General features: G+C 70.0%; 17 protein-coding genes and 1 riboswitch. Of the genes, 8 read left to right on the forward strand and 9 right to left on the reverse strand.

Annotation, left to right across the window (positions count from 1 at the left end):
• Positions 1-32: 32 nt before the first annotated feature.
• Positions 33-599, forward strand: a complete 567-nt coding sequence (locus ACWIHT_RS44345; protein ID WP_456174329.1) for a hypothetical protein — start codon at positions 33-35, stop codon at positions 597-599.
• A gap of 14 nt (positions 600-613) precedes the next feature.
• Positions 614-988 (forward strand): hypothetical protein, encoded by a 375-nt coding sequence (locus ACWIHT_RS44350; protein ID WP_456174331.1) that lies wholly within the window; start codon positions 614-616, stop codon positions 986-988.
• On the opposite strand, the gene ACWIHT_RS44355 is transcribed toward ACWIHT_RS44350, so the two are convergent.
• A complete protein-coding gene (locus ACWIHT_RS44355; RefSeq protein ID WP_456174333.1) occupies positions 985-1,887 on the reverse strand; it encodes a metallophosphoesterase in 903 nt (300 codons plus the stop codon). The genes ACWIHT_RS44350 and ACWIHT_RS44355 overlap by 4 nt on opposite strands.
• A gap of 64 nt (positions 1,888-1,951) precedes the next feature.
• Between ACWIHT_RS44355 and ACWIHT_RS44360 the strand changes: the two genes are divergently transcribed.
• Positions 1,952-2,338 (forward strand): hypothetical protein, encoded by a 387-nt coding sequence (locus ACWIHT_RS44360; protein ID WP_456174335.1) that lies wholly within the window; start codon positions 1,952-1,954, stop codon positions 2,336-2,338.
• Between the two features lie 185 nt (positions 2,339-2,523).
• Here the strand turns inward: ACWIHT_RS44360 and ACWIHT_RS44365 are convergent, their stop codons facing one another.
• From ACWIHT_RS44365 to thrC, 5 genes are all read right to left on the reverse strand, one after another.
• Positions 2,524-3,654: an NADH:flavin oxidoreductase gene (locus tag ACWIHT_RS44365; RefSeq protein ID WP_456174336.1), complete on the reverse strand. Its 1,131-nt coding sequence runs from the start codon at positions 3,652-3,654 to the stop codon at positions 2,524-2,526.
• A gap of 214 nt (positions 3,655-3,868) precedes the next feature.
• Complete coding sequence (gene groL / locus ACWIHT_RS44370) at positions 3,869-5,491, reverse strand: chaperonin GroEL (RefSeq protein WP_456174338.1); 1,623 nt, start codon at positions 5,489-5,491, stop codon at positions 3,869-3,871.
• 328 nt (positions 5,492-5,819) lie between these two features.
• The gene (locus ACWIHT_RS44375) at positions 5,820-6,026 is read right to left on the reverse strand and encodes a cold-shock protein (protein WP_019057200.1); all 207 of its coding nucleotides are present in this window, start codon (positions 6,024-6,026) and stop codon (positions 5,820-5,822) included.
• Between the two features lie 431 nt (positions 6,027-6,457).
• Positions 6,458-6,733, reverse strand: coding sequence for a MoaD/ThiS family protein (locus ACWIHT_RS44380; RefSeq protein WP_318017077.1), 276 nt, complete (start codon positions 6,731-6,733; stop codon positions 6,458-6,460).
• A 50-nt stretch (positions 6,734-6,783) separates the two neighbouring features.
• Positions 6,784-8,121 (reverse strand): threonine synthase, encoded by a 1,338-nt coding sequence (gene thrC / locus ACWIHT_RS44385; RefSeq protein WP_456174340.1) that lies wholly within the window; start codon positions 8,119-8,121, stop codon positions 6,784-6,786.
• 15 nt (positions 8,122-8,136) lie between these two features.
• Positions 8,137-8,291: riboswitch (SAM riboswitch) on the reverse strand.
• 182 nt (positions 8,292-8,473) lie between these two features.
• Between thrC and ACWIHT_RS44390 the strand changes: the two genes are divergently transcribed.
• Entirely contained in the window at positions 8,474-9,418 is a 945-nt protein-coding gene (locus ACWIHT_RS44390) for a glucosyl-3-phosphoglycerate synthase (protein WP_456174342.1), read from the forward strand.
• A 96-nt stretch (positions 9,419-9,514) separates the two neighbouring features.
• Positions 9,515-11,014, forward strand: a complete 1,500-nt coding sequence (locus ACWIHT_RS44395; RefSeq protein WP_456174344.1) for an alpha,alpha-trehalose-phosphate synthase (UDP-forming) — start codon at positions 9,515-9,517, stop codon at positions 11,012-11,014.
• A 168-nt stretch (positions 11,015-11,182) separates the two neighbouring features.
• On the opposite strand, the gene otsB is transcribed toward ACWIHT_RS44395, so the two are convergent.
• The 3 genes from otsB to ACWIHT_RS44410 form a co-directional block, all read right to left on the reverse strand.
• Positions 11,183-12,070, reverse strand: coding sequence for a trehalose-phosphatase (otsB, locus tag ACWIHT_RS44400; protein ID WP_456174346.1), 888 nt, complete (start codon positions 12,068-12,070; stop codon positions 11,183-11,185).
• Between the two features lie 62 nt (positions 12,071-12,132).
• Positions 12,133-12,396: a DUF3263 domain-containing protein gene (locus ACWIHT_RS44405; RefSeq protein WP_456174348.1), complete on the reverse strand. Its 264-nt coding sequence runs from the start codon at positions 12,394-12,396 to the stop codon at positions 12,133-12,135.
• A gap of 55 nt (positions 12,397-12,451) precedes the next feature.
• Entirely contained in the window at positions 12,452-13,720 is a 1,269-nt protein-coding gene (locus tag ACWIHT_RS44410; protein WP_456174349.1) for an extracellular solute-binding protein, read from the reverse strand.
• Between the two features lie 111 nt (positions 13,721-13,831).
• On the opposite strand from ACWIHT_RS44410, the gene ACWIHT_RS44415 reads away from it, so the two are divergent.
• From ACWIHT_RS44415 to ACWIHT_RS44425, 3 genes are all read left to right on the forward strand, one after another.
• Complete coding sequence (locus ACWIHT_RS44415; RefSeq protein ID WP_456174350.1) at positions 13,832-14,776, forward strand: ROK family protein; 945 nt, start codon at positions 13,832-13,834, stop codon at positions 14,774-14,776.
• Positions 14,776-15,987, forward strand: a complete 1,212-nt coding sequence (nagA, locus tag ACWIHT_RS44420; RefSeq protein WP_456174351.1) for an N-acetylglucosamine-6-phosphate deacetylase — start codon at positions 14,776-14,778, stop codon at positions 15,985-15,987. Before ACWIHT_RS44415 ends, nagA begins: the two co-directional genes overlap by 1 nt.
• Positions 15,988-16,107: 120 nt before the next feature.
• The gene (locus tag ACWIHT_RS44425; protein WP_456174352.1) at positions 16,108-17,040 is read left to right on the forward strand and encodes a 1-phosphofructokinase family hexose kinase; all 933 of its coding nucleotides are present in this window, start codon (positions 16,108-16,110) and stop codon (positions 17,038-17,040) included.
• Position 17,041 lies beyond the last annotated feature (1 nt).

Below are 17,041 nucleotides of genomic sequence, written 5' to 3' on the forward strand. Positions count from 1 at the left end.
CCGCGGCAAACCCGACTATCGTCGGCAGGACCATGAACCACGCCCAGCAGACCGCCCTAGGTCGCGCCCTCCGGCTCCTCGGCGAGCACGGTGAGGCGCTGACGTCCGACACCCCCGACGCCCGCCTGCACGAGGTCAAGGCGGATATCAAGCGCGCCCTGGACCTGCTGGACGACACCGTCAGCGGCGGCGCGCCGACCACGCGCTGCCCGGAGCACCCCAACGGCCCGGTCGACGCCGACGCCCCGGACCTGTGCCTGCTCTGCGAGACCCGGCGCCGCGCGGCCCGCCGCTCCGAGATCAACGGCCCCGACGTGCGCAGGCCGGCCGACACCACACCGTCGCGCTACGGCGTGCGCGAGGACCGCCCGCAGGCGCAGCAGCGCTGGCTGCCCGAGCTGTGGAACGGTCAGGCCTGGCAGCTGTGCGGCACCCCGCGCCGCGACCGCCACGAGGCCGAGCTGTATCTCGCGGCCCAGCGTCGCGGCTCGCGCGCCGCGATGGCGTACCGGCTGGTGCACGAGTTCACGGACTACGAGGTGCTGCGCGTGTGGGGCACACCGGTGCACGTCGACATCGAGCCGCTGGGCAACCTTTGAGCACGTTCAAGGGCTTGAACTGGTGGCAGCGGGTGGTGTTCGTCACATGTCTGTGCGCGCTCGCGCTGCCGCTGTGGTTCGCCGCGAGGAACGTCCACCGCTTCGTCGACGGCGACCGGACGATCACCGAGGGATACGTCCACTGCGAGTCGAACGACCACTGCAAGGGCGCCTGGCGCCTGCCCGACGGACACCAAGGGCGGGGAAAAATAGCGGGGTTGGCCTTCGAGTACGACGAGGAACAGGTGACGGGCATACGGCTCTTCGCCGGCCGCGACTGGGCCGTGACCGAACGCTCCGACCTGGCGTACCACGCGGCCTACGAGTTCGCCGCCGCAGCGATCGGCGCGGCCCTGGTACTCACGGTGGCTTGGTTCAAGGCCAACTAACTCTCGCGCTCACTCTCACGTTCACTCTCGCGTTCGATGACCAACCGGGTCCGCTCCGCGTCCAGTTGGTACACCGTCTCGTGCGCCCGTGGATCGCGCGCGTGAAGGGTGTGGAACAACGGTCCGCTCACACCGCCCAGTTCGACCCGCGAGGCCGAGGCGCCACGCACCGCCCGCTCGGTGCCGTACGCGGTCGTCAGGTCGATGCGGTTGACGACACCCGGCGTGACCCACACCGGCGTCGCCTCCAGGAAGCCGAACAGCTGGAGGTGGAAGTGCCCGGTGAGGACGACTCGTACGTCACTCCCCCGGATCGCGTCCGCCAGCTCCCCGGGATTCCGCAGCCCGAAGGCCTGCTGGCTCGGTACGTCGAGGGCGATCGGCGGATGATGGAAGGCGAGGACGGTCCCGTTCCCGAACGGTGTGCTCAACTCCTCCTTCAGCCAGTCCAGTTGGGCCCCGCTCAGCCGCCCGTACACCTTCCCCGGCACCAGCGAGTCGAGCGTGATGAACCGATACCCGCCCACGTCACTCACGGCCGCGCACGCGAACTCCACGGGAAACACGGCGGACACGACCCGATCGGTGCCGTCCGCCGCCAGGTGCCCGCTCCCCAACACCTTGCCGAACGCCTCGCGTTCGTCGTGGTTCCCGGTCGTGTAGAAGACCGGCACTCCACCCATCGACCGCGCGAAGCCGCCCACCAGCTCCCGTACGGCCGAATACGCCTCCACCGCACCGTCGTTGGCGAGGTCCCCGGTGACGACGATCGCGTCCACACCGCGCTGGTGACGGAGTTCGGCGAGCATCAGCCGCAGCGAGTCGGTCGCGTTGACGCCGTTCCGGTTGGGGGCGTCGGTGCGCTCCAGGTGGGTGTCGGACAGATGGAGAATCCTCATGTTCCGGCACGCTAGCCCGAGCTGGAACCCTTACCAAGAGCCACGGCAGAGCGGAGAAGACATCGTGGGGTTCCCGAGAGACCCGGACACCGGCGCCATGTGGGCCGTACTGCTGGTGGCGGCAGGCCTGCCCACACTCCTGTACGCGGCCATCGCCCGGTTCACCGGACACGGGCGCAAAGGCGGCCCGGTCTGGCGTCCGTTGGACGACCGCCTCAACCTGGTCTGCGCCCTCCTCGCCGTCGTCGGCCACGCGGGCGCCTCGGTCGTGATCGAGAGCTGGGGGGACGTGTTCGGATTCACCCCGAGCGCGGTCATGAGCGGCAGCTTCTCCAGCGCCCTCGCCTACACCGCCGGCGGCGACCAGAAGGGCCGCGCCCTCCGCCCCATGCTCCTACTGCTGGCGCCGTACTCGATAGCCCTCGGCTTCTTCGCCCGCATCGCAGGCTGAGCGGCTGGCGAAATCAGCCCGTTGGGGGTCCCCCCTCTGGGGGAGTTTGAGGACGAGGCCCCTTCAGGGCCGATGGGGGTCTGGGGGCGCAGCCCCCAGTGACGGGACGGGAAGGGGCGGCGGGGGCGAAAAACCCTCAGCCGCACCCCCACCGACCGCACAACAAAACCCCAGCTCAACTCAGCTCAGCTCAGCGAGCGCAGCGCCGCCGCATCGTAAGGCGCCAACTCCTCCACCCGCCCCGCGAGAACCTTCGCCGCCCACTCCGGATCCTGAAGCAGCGCCCGCCCCACCGCGACCATGTCGAACTCGTCGCGCTCAAGGCTGTCGAGCAGATCGTCGATCCCCTTGACCGGCGCGCCCTCCCCACGGAACCCCTTGAGGAAGTCCCCGTCGAGGCCGACCGACCCAACCGTGATGGTCGGCTTGCCGGTGAGCTTCTTCGTCCAGCCCGCAAGGTTGAGTTCGGACCCGGTCTCCTCGAACTCGGGGAGCCAGTAACGGCGGGTGGACGCGTGGAAGACGTCGACACCGGCCGCGGCGATCGGCGTGAGGATCGCCTCCAGCTCCTCCGGAGTCTCGGCGAGCCGCGCACCGTAGACGTCCTGCTTCCACTGCGAGTAGCGGAAGATGATCGGGAACTCCGGCGAGACCGTCTCCCGTACGGCGGCCACGATCTCCGCCGCGAACTTGGTGCGGGCGACCGCGTCACCGCCGTAGGCGTCCGTACGGCGGTTGGTGCCCGCGTACAGGAACTGGTCGAGGAGATAGCCGTGCGCGCCGTGCAGTTCGACGCCGTCGAAGCCGATGCGCTCGGCGGCGGCCGCGGCCTCGGCGAAGGCGCCGATGACGTCGTCCAGGTCCCGCTGCGTCATGGCCGTACCGGTGACCTCGTCGCTGCCGATGCGCAGCCCGGACGGGCCGACCGCGGGGGCGTCGGCGTACGGCGGCTGGCCCTGCTCGCGGACCATGCCGATGTGCCACAGCTGCGGCACGATCGTGCCGCCCGCCGCGTGCACGCCCTCGGCGACCTTCGCCCAGCCCGCGAGCTGCTCCTCGCCGTGGAAGCGCGGGACGCGGTCGCTCTGCCCGGCCGAGTCGTGGCCGACGTACGTGCCCTCGGTGACGATGAGACCGACGCCCGCGGCGGCCCGGCGGGAGTAGTACCCGACCACGTCCTCACCGGGAATGCCGCCCGGCGAGAACTGCCGGGTCATCGGCGCCATCACGATCCGGTTCGGGACGGTCAGGCCGTTGAGGACGATCGGGCGGGCGAGCACTTCGGCCGCTCGGGAGGCGGGGGCGGTCGTAGACACGTGTGGGGGCTCCTCGGACTACAAGGCACTGGGTACCGGACGGTATGTGCGTATGCATCGATCATGCGTCAACGACAACCCCCGAGCCAAGCCCGTCATTCCACCCGCCGCACCCGACAGCCTGTGATCCCGGACACGCCCGAGGGCGGTACCCCCCGCCAGAAGCAGGAAGTACCGCCCTCGGTAAGACCGTTGATCAACCGGGAGGGGTCGATCAGAAGTCCATGTCACCGCCCGGCATGCCGCCGCCGGCCGGCGCGGACGCCTTCTCCGGCTTGTCGGCGATGACGGCCTCGGTGGTGAGGAAGAGCGCGGCGATGGAGGCCGCGTTCTGCAGCGCGGAGCGCGTGACCTTCGCCGGGTCGATGATGCCCTCGGCGATGAGGTCCACGTACTCGCCGGTCGCGGCGTTGAGGCCGTGACCCGGGGTGAGGTTGCGGACCTTCTCCACCACGACGCCGCCCTCAAGGCCGGCGTTGACGGCGATCTGCTTCAGCGGGGCCTCAAGGGCCAGCTTCACGATCGCGGCACCGGTGGCCTCGTCGCCTTCGAGCTCCAGCTTCTCGAAGACGTGACCCGCCTGGATGAGCGCGACGCCGCCACCGGCGACGATGCCCTCCTCGACGGCCGCCTTCGCGTTGCGAACGGCGTCCTCGATGCGGTGCTTGCGCTCCTTCAGCTCGACCTCGGTGGCCGCGCCCGCCTTGATGACGGCGACGCCACCCGCGAGCTTGGCCAGGCGCTCCTGGAGCTTCTCGCGGTCGTAGTCCGAGTCGCTGTTCTCGATCTCGGCGCGGATCTGGTTGACCCGGCCGGCGACCTGGTCGGCGGAGCCGGAGCCGTCGACGATGGTGGTCTCGTCCTTGGTGATGACGACCTTGCGGGCGCGGCCGAGGAGGTCCACGGTCGCGTTCTCCAGCTTGAGGCCGACCTCCTCGGAGATGACCTCGCCGCCCGTGAGGATCGCGATGTCGCCGAGCATGGCCTTGCGGCGGTCGCCGAAGCCCGGAGCCTTGACGGCGACGGACTTGAAGGTGCCGCGGATCTTGTTGACGACCAGCGTGGACAGGGCCTCGCCCTCGACGTCCTCGGCGATGATCAGCAGCGGCTTGCCCGACTGCATGACCTTCTCCAGGAGCGGGAGCAGGTCCTTGACGTTGGCGATCTTGGAGTTGGCGATCAGGATGTACGGGTCGTCGAGGACGGCCTCCATACGCTCCATGTCGGTCGCGAAGTACGCCGAGATGTAGCCCTTGTCGAAGCGCATGCCCTCGGTGAGCTCCAGCTCAAGACCGAAGGTCTGCGACTCCTCGACGGTGATGACGCCTTCCTTGCCGACCTTGTCCATCGCCTCGGCGATGAGCTCGCCGATCTGGGTGTCGGCGGCGGAGATGGAGGCCGTAGAAGCGATCTGCTCCTTGGTCTCCACGTCCTTGGCCTGCTCAAGGAGGGCACCGGAGACAGCCTCGACGGCCTTCTCGATACCGCGCTTGAGGGCCATCGGGTTGGCGCCCGCGGCTACGTTGCGGAGGCCTTCCTTGACGAGGGCCTGGGCGAGCACGGTCGCGGTGGTCGTACCGTCACCGGCGACGTCGTCCGTCTTCTTGGCGACTTCCTTGACCAGCTCGGCGCCGATCTTCTCGTACGGGTCCTCCAGCTCGATCTCCTTGGCGATGGAGACACCATCGTTGGTGATCGTGGGGGCGCCCCACTTCTTCTCAAGGACGACGTTGCGGCCCTTGGGGCCGAGGGTGACCTTGACGGCGTCGGCGAGCTGGTTCATGCCGCGCTCAAGGCCTCGCCGCGCCTCCTCGTCGAACGCGATGATCTTGGCCATGTGAAGTGGTCCTCCCGGACTGGGGTGGATTGCTCCGGACCGCGCTGGCGCCCGCGACGGACGGCTCGCCTGCCCTGTAGCTCCTTGCGCCACCTGGCCTGCGGGCCTCACCGACCCGATCCTTCGTTATCACTCTCACCTTCAGAGTGCTAACGCCAATGATTAGCACTCGGCATGGTCGAGTGCAAGCGGCTCCCGCGGACTGACCGGTACCCGGACGGTGGCTCCGGGCATGCCGAAGGGCCCGTACCCCAGGAGGTGACCCCCCAGGAGTACGAGCCCTTCGGTGAGGAACGAAGAACGTCGCTGCTGTTCGTCGGCGCGTGCTTCAGCTGGTCGCGAGCCGGACCATGTCCGCCTGCGGCCCCTTCTGACCCTGCGAGATCTCGAAATCGACCCGCTGACCCTCTTCCAGGGTGCGGTAGCCGTCCATTTGAATCGCGCTGTAGTGGACGAAAACATCCGCACCACCGTCGACCGCGATGAAGCCGTACCCCTTCTCCGCGTTGAACCATTTGACGGTGCCCTGAGCCATGCCTAACTCCCCTATTACTGGCCCTTGCACGGATCCACACTTCGCGGATCCGGGTCAGACCTCACCCCCCACAGGATTGGGGGCGTGCGCCGGAACGCGTCGACCGCGGCCGAATGTATCCGTCCAACTGCCGTCTGCAACAGGTCAATCCGACGAGAATTCCGGGCAGGACCGGTCGGGAATTTACGGAGAATTCGCCCGACTTCAGGGCAAGTCGGGCCGGATAAAGGGCACATAAGGCGCAAAATACCTGCACACTTTGGCTACTTCTCATCGCACGCGGAGCCGGTACTCATATGCGTTCGGCATGCCGAGTGGAGCGCGTTCCCCAACTGTACCCCGCTCAACCATAGAGAATTGCCCCCTCCGCTTCTCTCGCGGAGGGGGCAATTCGATGAACTCTCGGTAATCGGCATTACCTAGGGTAACGATCAGCCTCCGGCGACGGCCGGGATGATCGAGACGCCGGCGCCGTCCGGAGTCGCCGTCTCCAGCCCCTGCTCGAACCGCACGTCGTCGTCGTTGACGTACACGTTGACGAACCGACGCAGCTTCCCCTGGTCGTCGAGGACCCGGGCGGAGATCCCCGTGTGGTTCTTCTCCAGGTCGCTGATGACCTCGGCGAGGGTGGTGCCTTCGGCGGTCACTTCGGCCTGCCCGCCGGTGTAGGTGCGCAGGATGGTGGGGATGCGGACGGAAACGCTCATGCTCAGGACCTCCGGTCAGGTACGGCTTTGTCTTTTGGGGGCGCGGGCCGTCAGGACGCGAGCCCGGCTTCCCTGAACGACTCAAGGCTCGGGCGGATCGTCGCGGTCAGCCCGGTACCGGCAACCGCGTCCAGCGTCTTCAGACCGTCACCCGTGTTCAGCACGACAGTCGTCAGCGTCGGGTCCAGCAGACCGTTCTCGATCAGCTTCCTCGTCACGCCGACGGTCACCCCGCCCGCGGTCTCCGCGAAGATCCCCTCGGTCCGCGCCAGCAGCTTGATCGCGTCCACACACTGCTCGTCGGTGACGTCCTCCACCGCACCGCCCGTGCGACGCGCGATGTCGAGGACGTACGGCCCGTCCGCCGGGTTGCCGATGGCCAGGGACTTGGCGATGGTGTTCGGCTTCTGGGGGCGGACCACGTCGTGCCCGGCCTTGTAGGCCACGGACACCGGCGAGCAGCCCTCCGCCTGCGCGCCGAAGATCTTGTACGGCTTGTCCTCGACGAGACCGAGCTTGATCAGCTCCTGGAGACCCTTGTCGATCTTCGTGAGCTGCGAGCCGGAGGCGATCGGCACGACCAGCTGGTCCGGGAGCCGCCAGCCGAGCTGCTCGCAGATCTCGTACGCCAGGGTCTTGGAGCCCTCCGCGTAGTACGGCCGCAGGTTGACGTTGACGAAGCCCCAGCCCTCGCCGGCCGGGTCGCCGATCAGCTCGGAGCAGAAGCGGTTCACGTCGTCGTAGTTGCCCTCGATGCCGACCAGCTCGCCGCCGTAGACCGCGGCCATGACGACCTTGCCCTGCTCCAGGTCGTGCGGGATGAACACGCAGGAGCGGAAGCCGGCCCGGGCCGCGGCGGCGCCGACCGCGCCCGCGAGGTTGCCGGTGGAGGAGCAGGAGAGGGTGGTGAAGTCGAAGGCGCGCGCCGCCTCGATGGCCTGCGCCACGACCCGGTCCTTGAAGGAGTGCGTCGGGTTGCCGGAGTCGTCCTTCACGAACAACTTGCCCGCGTCCACGCCGAGTTCGCGGGCGAGGTTGTCGGCCTGGACGAGCTTGGTCCAGCCGGGGTTGATGTTCGGCTTGGTCGCCACGTCCGCGGGGACGGGCAGCAGGGGCGCGTAACGCCAGATGTTCGCGGGGCCCGCTTCGATCCGCTTGCGAAGCTCTTCGGTGTCGTAGGCCGAGAAGTCGTAGGCGATCTCCAGCGGGCCGAAACACTCCTCGCAGGCGAAGACCGGGCCGAGCGGGACGCGGTGGCCGCACTCGCGGCAGGAGAGCGCGGTGGCGGGGCCGAGATCAACGGCGTTCGCGGAAGTGGTGTTCGGGTCCGCGGCGGTCGTGTCCGTCTTCGCGGGGTTCGTGGTGCTTGCAACAGTCTGCGCAGCCATGGAGGCGAGGCCCTTTCCTCATCTTCCTCACGACGCGTTTCGCCATGAGACGGATTTGGCACCTTCCCAAGCCGGGAGCCTCGGCACATGTACGTGTACATGCGACAAGACCGGCTGGAGGGTTGCCGGGGCTTCAACGGGCCGTATCCCTCTGCCCCTCTGGATGAGCGGTGTTCAGTTGTGTATGCAATTGTCTCGCCGACGGCCCCCGACATGCGATGGTCATCAGCGTTGTTCAAGACTGTAACCGAAGGCCAGGACAGTTGAGTGAGCCGTCCGAACCGCGAGATGGATCACTTACTCACTGTCTGTGACCAGCCCTCGCCGAGAGAACGCAGAGGAGCCGCGCAACGTGCTGAAGGAAGTCGAGCACTGGCTGAGCACCCGCTCCTGGTCCCTGACCGATCGGCCGCTCCACAAGATCCTGGCCGCGAAGCACCGTACGGGCCAGTCGGTCTCCGTCGTGCTGCCCGCGCTCAACGAGGAAGCGACGGTCGGTGACATCGTCGCGATCATCCGTCACGACCTCATGCAGCAGGTCCCGCTCGTCGACGAGATCGTCGTAGTCGACTCCGGGTCTACCGACCGCACCTCCGAGGTGGCCGCCGCGGCGGGCGCCCGGGTCGTGCACCGGGACGACATCCTGCCCCGCATCCCCGCCGTGCCCGGCAAGGGCGAGGTGCTGTGGCGTTCGCTGCTGGTGACGAGCGGCGACATCGTCTGTTTCATCGACGCCGACCTGAAGGAGTTCTCCTCGGACTTCGTCACCGGGATCGTGGGGCCGCTGCTCACCGACCCCGGTGTCGACCTCGTCAAGGCGATGTACGACCGCCCGCTGGGCGGCGCGGCCGGACAGGGCGGCCGGGTCACCGAGCTGATGGCCCGCCCGCTGCTGAACATGCACTGGCCTCAACTGGCCGGATTCGTCCAGCCGTTGGGCGGCGAGTACGCGGCCCGCCGCTCGCTCCTTGAGCAGCTCCCGTTCCCCGTCGGCTACGGCGTCGAGCTGGGCATGCTCGTCGACGCGCTGCACCTGGTGGGCCTGGACGCGCTCGCCCAGGTGGACGTGGGTGTGCGCAAGCACCGGCACCAGGACGGGCAGGCGCTGGGGCGGATGGCCGCGCAGATCTACCGCACGGCCCAGCTGAGGCTGGCCCGCGGGCATCTGATCCGGCCGTCGCTGACCCAGTTCGAGCGGGGTCCGGACGGTTTCGAGCCGCGCACGTACTCCGTGGACACGGAGGAACGGCCGCCGATGGTGGACATCACCGAGTACCAGTCGCGCAAGGTGGCGTAGCCGGGGCGGTCATGGACGGCCGTATACGGACCCGTCCGGTCCGTTGTGACCCGTCCGTACGTTTGAGCGTTTCCGGGCCGGGCTAGGTTGTGCCGTATGGCTTCCACGTCGTCCCCCTCGTCCCCGTCCGGTGCTGCTCAGGTGCTCGTCGCGTCCAATCGCGGGCCGGTCTCGTACGAGGTGGGCGACGACGGTTCGCTGCGCGCCCGGCGCGGGGGCGGCGGGCTGGTGTCCGGTCTTTCGGCGATCGGGCCGGACGCGGGGGCGCTGTGGGTGTGCTCGGCGCTGTCGGAGGGCGACCGGGAGGCGGTACGGCGCGGGGTCGGCGAGGACGGTGTGCGGATGCTCGCCATTCCGGCCGACGTGCACGCCGACGCGTACAACGGCATCGCCAACTCCGTGCTGTGGTTCGTCCACCACATGCTGTACCAGACCCCGCTGGAGCCGGTCTTCGACGCGGAGTTCCGGCGCCAGTGGGCGTCGTACGAGACGTACAACCGGGCGTTCGCCGAGGCGCTGGCCCAGGAGGCGGCCGAGGGCGCGGCGGTGCTGGTGCAGGACTACCACCTGTGTCTGGTGCCGGGGATGCTGCGGGAGCTGCGGCCGGATCTCAGGATCGGGCACTTCTCGCACACGCCGTGGGCTCCGTACGAGTACTTCGCGATGCTTCCGGACGACATCCGGGTGCGGTTGATGGAGGGGCTGCTCGGGGCGGACCGGCTGGGGTTCCTGACCTGGCCATGGGCGACGGCGTTCGAGACCTGCGTGCAGGGGCTCGATCCCTATCGGTGGCTCCCTCTGTGGCCGACGGGTTCTCCCCGTGGCGTCGAGCACGTGCGGCGCGATCCGGACACCGGCCGCGAGCGGATCACCCGCAAGACAATCATCGGCGTCCACAGTCTCGGTGCCGACGCCGAGTTCCTGCACTCCCGTTCCCACGAGGCGGACGTCGAGGAGCGCATGGCCGCCCTGCGCGAGGAGATCGGCGAAGGCCGCAAGACCATCGTCCGCGTCGACCGCACCGAGCTGTCGAAGAACATCGTGCGCGGGCTGCTGGCGTACCGGCAGTTGCTCGACGACCACCCCGAGTGGCGGGAGCGGGTCGTGCACGTCGCCTTCGCCTACCCGTCCCGACAGGACCTCGCCGTGTACCGGGACTACACCGCCGAGGTGCAGCGCCTCGCGGACGAGATCAACTCGCGGTACGGGACGCCCGGTTGGACCCCGGTGGTACTCCACGTCAAGGACGACTTCGCCCGCTCCCTGGCCGCGTACCGCCTCGCCGACGTGGCCCTCGTCAACCCCATCCGGGACGGCATGAACCTCGTCGCCAAGGAGGTCCCGGTCGTCTCCGACGAGGGCTGCGCACTGGTCCTTTCCCGGGAGGCAGGCGCGTTCCAGGAGTTGGGCAAGGACGCGATCGCCATCAACCCGTACGACGTGATCGCTACGGCCGGCGCCCTCCACGAGGCCCTGACCATGCCGACCGAGGAACGCGCCGAGCGGACAAAGAGGTTGGCCGCGGCGGCCACGGCCCTCCCCCCGGCCCAGTGGTTCCTGGACCAGCTGAACGCCCTGCGCGATCAGGCGAGTTGAGCCGTCGGCGTCGACAGCAGGGCTACGATCCCGCCGGGCCACGTCCGCCACGTCGTCGCGGCGGGCCCGGCACGTCGCTGCCGGCGCGGGGCTGCCGGCGCGGGGCTGCCGGCGCGAGGTGCGGGGCCGGAAACCCTGCCCGACCCCCTCCGTCAACACCCGCCCCGATCAGCCCAGTTGAGCGGCGAGAGCCGACAGCAGGCCCACCACCCCCGCCGCGCCGTCCACCACCAGGTCCGCCCGCTCCCGCAGTTCCGTGACCTCGTCGTTGCCGCTGCACACGAGGAGGCCGGGGAGGCCGTCGGAGCGGAGTTTCTCCACGGCGGCGAAGGCGGGGAGGTCGCCGAGGTCGTCGCCGGCGTAGAGGACGGACTCGGCGTTCGTCTCGCGGAGGTAGTCGGCCAGCGCCACGCCCTTGTCCATGCCCGGTGGGCGCAACTCCAGGACCAGGCGGCCCGGTTCGACGATCAGGCCGTGCCGGGTGGCGAGGTCGGTGAGGGGGGCGCGGAGGGCCTCGAAGGCGGCCTGGGGGTCCGTGGCGCGGCGGGTGTGGACGGCGAGGGCGCGGCCCTTCTCCTCGATCCAGGTGCCCTGCCAGGCGCCGAACCGGTCGAGAAAGCCCGGGAGTTCGGCGCGGACGGCGGCCACACCCGGGTGCTGGGCGGGGGCGCTGACGGTGCTGGTGACCGCGTCCCAGCGTTCCGTGCCGTAGTGGCCGAGGACGACCAGGTGTTCCAGGCCCGGTACGCCCGCGAAGCCGCCGTTGCGCACCGCCACGCCCGCCGGGCGGCCGGTGATCACGGCGACGGAGGCGACCTTCGGGGCGAGGGCGGCCAGCGCGGGCACCGCGCCCGGGTGCGCGCGGGCCTGCTCGGGGTCCGCGACGATCGGTGCGAGCGTGCCGTCGAAGTCGAGCCCGATCACCGCGGCGGAGGGGCGCGCGAGAATCGCTTCCAGGCCCTCACGCCCCGCACCGGTACGAGGGATCGGCAGTACGTCCGTCGGCGGTACATCCGGGGAATGGACGGGATCGGTGGAGTCCTTAGGGCTGCCCATACGACGACCCTATCCGCGCGGAGCCGACCGCACCCCTCGCCCATCACCCCTCGGCCGGACCCTCACCGTTCCGAACGCCGCGTCTCACGGACCCGTCTCAGCCTGTTCACCGTGACCGGGTCGTGGGCGAGCGCCCGCTCGTCGTCCAGCAGGGCGTTGAGCAGCTGGTAGTAGCGCACGGGGGCCAGGCCCAGCTCCTCCCGGATCGCGCGCTCCTTCGCGCCGGGGCCCGGGAAGCCGCGGCGCTCCAGCGCGAGGATGTCCTGTTCCCTCCGGTGGAGGGGAGGAAGCCGCGAGGGGCGGTCCGGGGGGCGGTCCTTGTCCATGCCCTGCACCGTAACCCCCACCACTGACAGCGGCCCCGGCCCCCACCCCGGCCTCCTACTTGCCGCTCTCCGCCAGCGTCGCCGCCGCTTGCAGCTGCCCCAGCACCGCGCCCGGGCTGCCGTTCGCGGTGACCGCCTGCCCTATGCGCTTCTTGATGTCGGCGCTGACCGTGGCCCAGGAGGTGTTGCCGACCGGGTAGAGCGTGGAGAGGGGGAGTTCCTCCAGGAAGGGGCGGAGGTCCTGGTCCTGCTTCGACGCCTCCATCACCTTGGACGCGGAGTTGGTCACCGGCAGCAGGTCGTACGCGCGGGAGAAGGCGAGGACGTTCTTCTCGCTGTAGACGTAGTCGAGGAAGTCGCCGATCTGGTCGCGGTGGCCGTTCTGCTTGAACGCGGCCATCCAGTCGGCGACGCCCATCGTGGTCTTGGCCTTGCCGGTGCGCCCCGGCATCGCGACCGTGCCGAACTCGACGCCCTTCTTGGCCGCCTGCTGGATGAGGGTCGGGTGGCCGTTGAGCATGCCTACGTCACCGTCGGCGAAGGCGGCGAACGCGTCCGCGCGGTTGAGTTCGGCGGGTGCGACGGGTCCGGTCAGGCCCTTGCCGACGAGTTTGTCGCGCAGCCAGGTGAAGGTGGAGATGTTCTCCGCGGAGTCGAGGGTGTAGGTGCTGCCGAGGTCGTCGGTGTAGCCGCCGCCCCCGCCGAGCAGCCACTGCATGGTCTCGGCCTGCGCCTCCTCGGAACCGAGCGGCAGCGCGAACGGGTACTTCACGCCCCGCTCCTTCAACGCCTCGGCGTCGGCGGCCAGTTCGCTCCAGTCCTTGGGCGGGGTCAGTCCGGCCTCGGCGAAGAGGGTCTTGTTGTAGAAGAGGACGCGCGTGGACGCGGCGAACGGAATGCCGTACTGGATGTGGTCGACCTCCCCCGCGTCCGCGAGCGGTTCCAGGAAGTCGGCTTCTACGGGGATGGAGAGCAGGTCGGCGGTGGAGTACAGCCTGCCCTCGTCGGCGTAGTCGGCGTACGCGCCGATCTGTGCCATGTCCGGGGCCTTCCCCGCGTCGACCATCGCCTTGACCTTGGCGTCGACCTCGTTCCACGAGTACACGCTGACGTCGACCTTCACGCCGGGGTGCTTCGCCTCGTACGCCTTGACGAGCGCGTCCCAGTACTTCCGCGAACTGTTGGACGCGGAGTCGCCGTAGTCGGCGGCGACGAGTCTCAGGGTGACATCACCGGAGTCCCCGCCGAGGCCGCAGCCACCGAGGACCGCCGTCATGCCCAGTACGGACATCGCCGCGATCATTCCTGTCCTGCGCCGCTGCACTGCTGACTCCCCAAAGCTTTGCTGTCGTGACGTTCGCTCCGCGAACCCATAAGGTCTACACCACGTAAGTGGACTAGACCTCTCGCGGGTAGACGGGCCACACTGTCCCCCGTGAGACATGTCATCGCCCTCGACGTGGGCGGCACCGGGATGAAAGCCGCCCTCGTGGGCGCCGACGGCGAGCTGCTGCACCGGGCCCGCCGGGCGACCGGCCGCGAGCGCGGACCGGACGCGGTCGTCGAGCACATCCTCGGCTTCGCCGCCGAACTGCGCGCGTACGGCGAGGAGCGGTACGGCGAGCCCGCGTCCGCCGCCGGAGTCGCCGTCCCCGGCATCGTCGACGCCGAGCGGGGCATCGCCGCCTACTCGGCCAACCTCGGCTGGCGCGACGTACCCCTGCGCGACCTGCTGGCCGCCCGGCTCGGCGGTGTCCCGGTCGCCCTCGGCCACGACGTCCGCACCGGCGGCCTCGCCGAGGGCCGGATCGGCGCGGGCAAGGGCGCCGACCGCTTCCTGTTCGTGCCGCTGGGCACCGGCATAGCGGGCGCGATCGGCATCGACGGCCGGGTGGAGGCGGGCGCGCACGGCTTCGCGGGCGAGATCGGCCACATCGTCGTACGACCCGGCGGCGCCCCCTGCCCCTGCGGCCAGACCGGCTGCCTGGAGCGGTACGCGTCCGCGGCGGCGGTGACGGAGGCGTGGGCGGCCGTTTCCGGCGCCCCGGAGGCGGACGCGGCGGACTGCGCGAAGGCGGTCGCCTCCGGGGACCCCCGCGCGGAAAAGGTCTGGCAGGAAGCCGTCGACGCCCTCGCCGACGGCCTCGTCACCGCCCTCACCCTCCTGGACCCCCGCACGATCATCATCGGTGGCGGCCTGGCGGAGGCGGGAGAAACCTTGTTCACACCGCTGAGGGAGGCGGTCGAGGGCCGGATCACCTTCCAGAAACTCCCGACGATCGTCCCCGCGGCCCTGGGGGACACGGCCGGATGCCTCGGTGCCGGCCTCCTGGCCTGGGACCTCCTGACCACAACCGACCGCATGGAGGTAACCCCCTAATGGCAACCCACCCAGGGGCGCGGGGAACTGCGCGACCAGCCACAACGAGCCCGCACTCCGCGACGGTCAATGCGCCCCTCATCCTGTCCGGCGCCAACGTGGTCCTCCCGACAGGCATCGTGCGCGAAGGCCGCCTCGTCGTCGACGGCACCCGAATCGCCGGCGCCGCCCCCGACAACGCCCAGGTCCTCGACGTCACCGGCCACTGGCTGGTCCCCGGATTCGTCGACCTCCACAACCACGGCGGCGGCGGAGCCTCCTTCACCTCCGGCACCGTCGACGACGTCCTCAAGGGCATCCACACCCACCGCCTGCACGGCACCACCACCCTCGTCGCCTCCACCGTCACCGGCGAGATGGACTTCCTGACCCACCGCGCCGGCCTCCTCTCCGAACTGGCCGAGCAGGGCGACCTCGCCGGGATCCACTTCGAGGGCCCGTTCATCTCCCCGTGCCGCAAGGGCGCCCACTCCGAGGCCCTGCTGCGCGAGCCCGACCCCGCGGACGTGCGCAAGCTGGTCGACGCGGCGCGCGGCAGCGCCAGGATGGTCACCCTCGCGACCGAACTCCCGGGCGGCCTCGACTCCGTACGGCTGCTCGTCGAGCACGGCGTCATCGCGGCGATCGGGCACACGGACGCGTCGTACGAGCAGACGGTGGAGGCGATCGACGCGGGCGCGACGGTCGCCACGCATCTGTTCAACGCGATGCCGCCGCTCGGTCACCGCGAGCCCGGTCCGATCGCGGCGCTCCTCGAAGACGAGCGCGTCACCGTCGAGTTGATCAACGACGGTACGCATCTCCACCCGGCGGCCCTGGAGTTGGCGTTCCATCACGCGCGCGCGGGCCGGGTGGCGTTCATCACGGACGCGATGGACGCGGCGGGCTTCGGCGACGGCCGGTACATGCTCGGCCCGTTGGAGGTCGAGGTGAGCGAGGGTGTGGCGCGACTGGTGGAGGGCGGTTCGATCGCCGGGTCGACGCTGACCCTGGACCGGGCCTTCAAGCGTGCGGTGACGGTCGACCGGCTGCCGGTCGAGGACGTGGTCGCCGCGATCTCCGCCAACCCGGCGCGCCTGCTCGGGAGTTACGACGAGATCGGCTCGCTGGAGCCCGGCAAGTACGCCGACCTGGTGCTGCTGGACTCCGACTTCGATCTCAAGGGCGTGATGCGGCGCGGCACTTGGGTGGTCGAGCCGCAACTGGGCTGATATGTGACGTGGTTGACGGCGGCGGTTGTCCCGGGGGACTGGGAGGACCGCCTCCCGTTTGACATCATCGAGCCTCCGGAGCAAGCGCGTTCACGCGAAAGTCGGGGGAGGTCGACGCGGGTGATTCTCACGGTCACACTCAACACCGCGCTCGACATCACCTACCGGGTACGGGAGTTGCGGCCGCACGGCACGCACCGCGTCTCCGAGGTGACCGAGCGGCCCGGCGGCAAGGGGCTGAACGTGGCCCGGGTGCTGGCCGCCCTCGGCCACGAGGTGACGGTGACCGGGTTCACGGGCGGCGCGACGGGGCGGGTCGTACAGGAGCAACTCGCGGGTACGCCAGGTGTGTTGGACGCGCTGGTCCCGGTCGCCGGGGCCACCCGCCGTACGACGGCGATCGTGGACGAGCTGACTGGTGACACGACTCAACTCAACGAGCCCGGCCCGACGGTCACTTCGGCGGAGTGGTCGGCGTTCCAGGAGGCGTACGAGGGCCTGTTGGGCGGTGGAGTGTCGGCGGTGGCGCTGTGCGGGAGTCTGCCGCCGGGGGTGCCGGTGGGCGCGTATGCCGGGCTGGTCCGCACGGCACGGGCGGCCGGAGTGCCCGTGTTGCTGGACACCAGCGGTGAACCGCTCCGTCGCGGAGTCGCCGCCCGCCCCGACATCGTCAAGCCCAACGCCGACGAACTGGCCGAACTCACCGGCTCCCACGACCCGTTGCGGGCCACGCGGGACGCGCGACGCCGGGGTGCCCGTACGGTCGTCGCCTCGCTGGGTGCCCGGGGTCTGCTGGCGGCGACCCCGGAGGGCGACTGGCACGCGGCGCCTCCGGCACGGGTGCACGGCAATCCGACCGGCGCGGGCGACTCGGTGGTCGCGGGCCTGCTGTCGGGACTGGTCGAACGCCTGCCCTGGCCGGACCGGCTGGCACGGGCCGTGGCCCTGTCGGCGGCGACCGTACTGGCGCCGGTGGCGGGCGAGTTCGACCGCCCGGCGTACGAGGAGTTGCTGGGGAGGGTCGCGGTGACGGGGGACGCCGACGCGGCCTAGG

This window comes from Streptomyces sp. NPDC002276, from assembly GCF_053891435.1.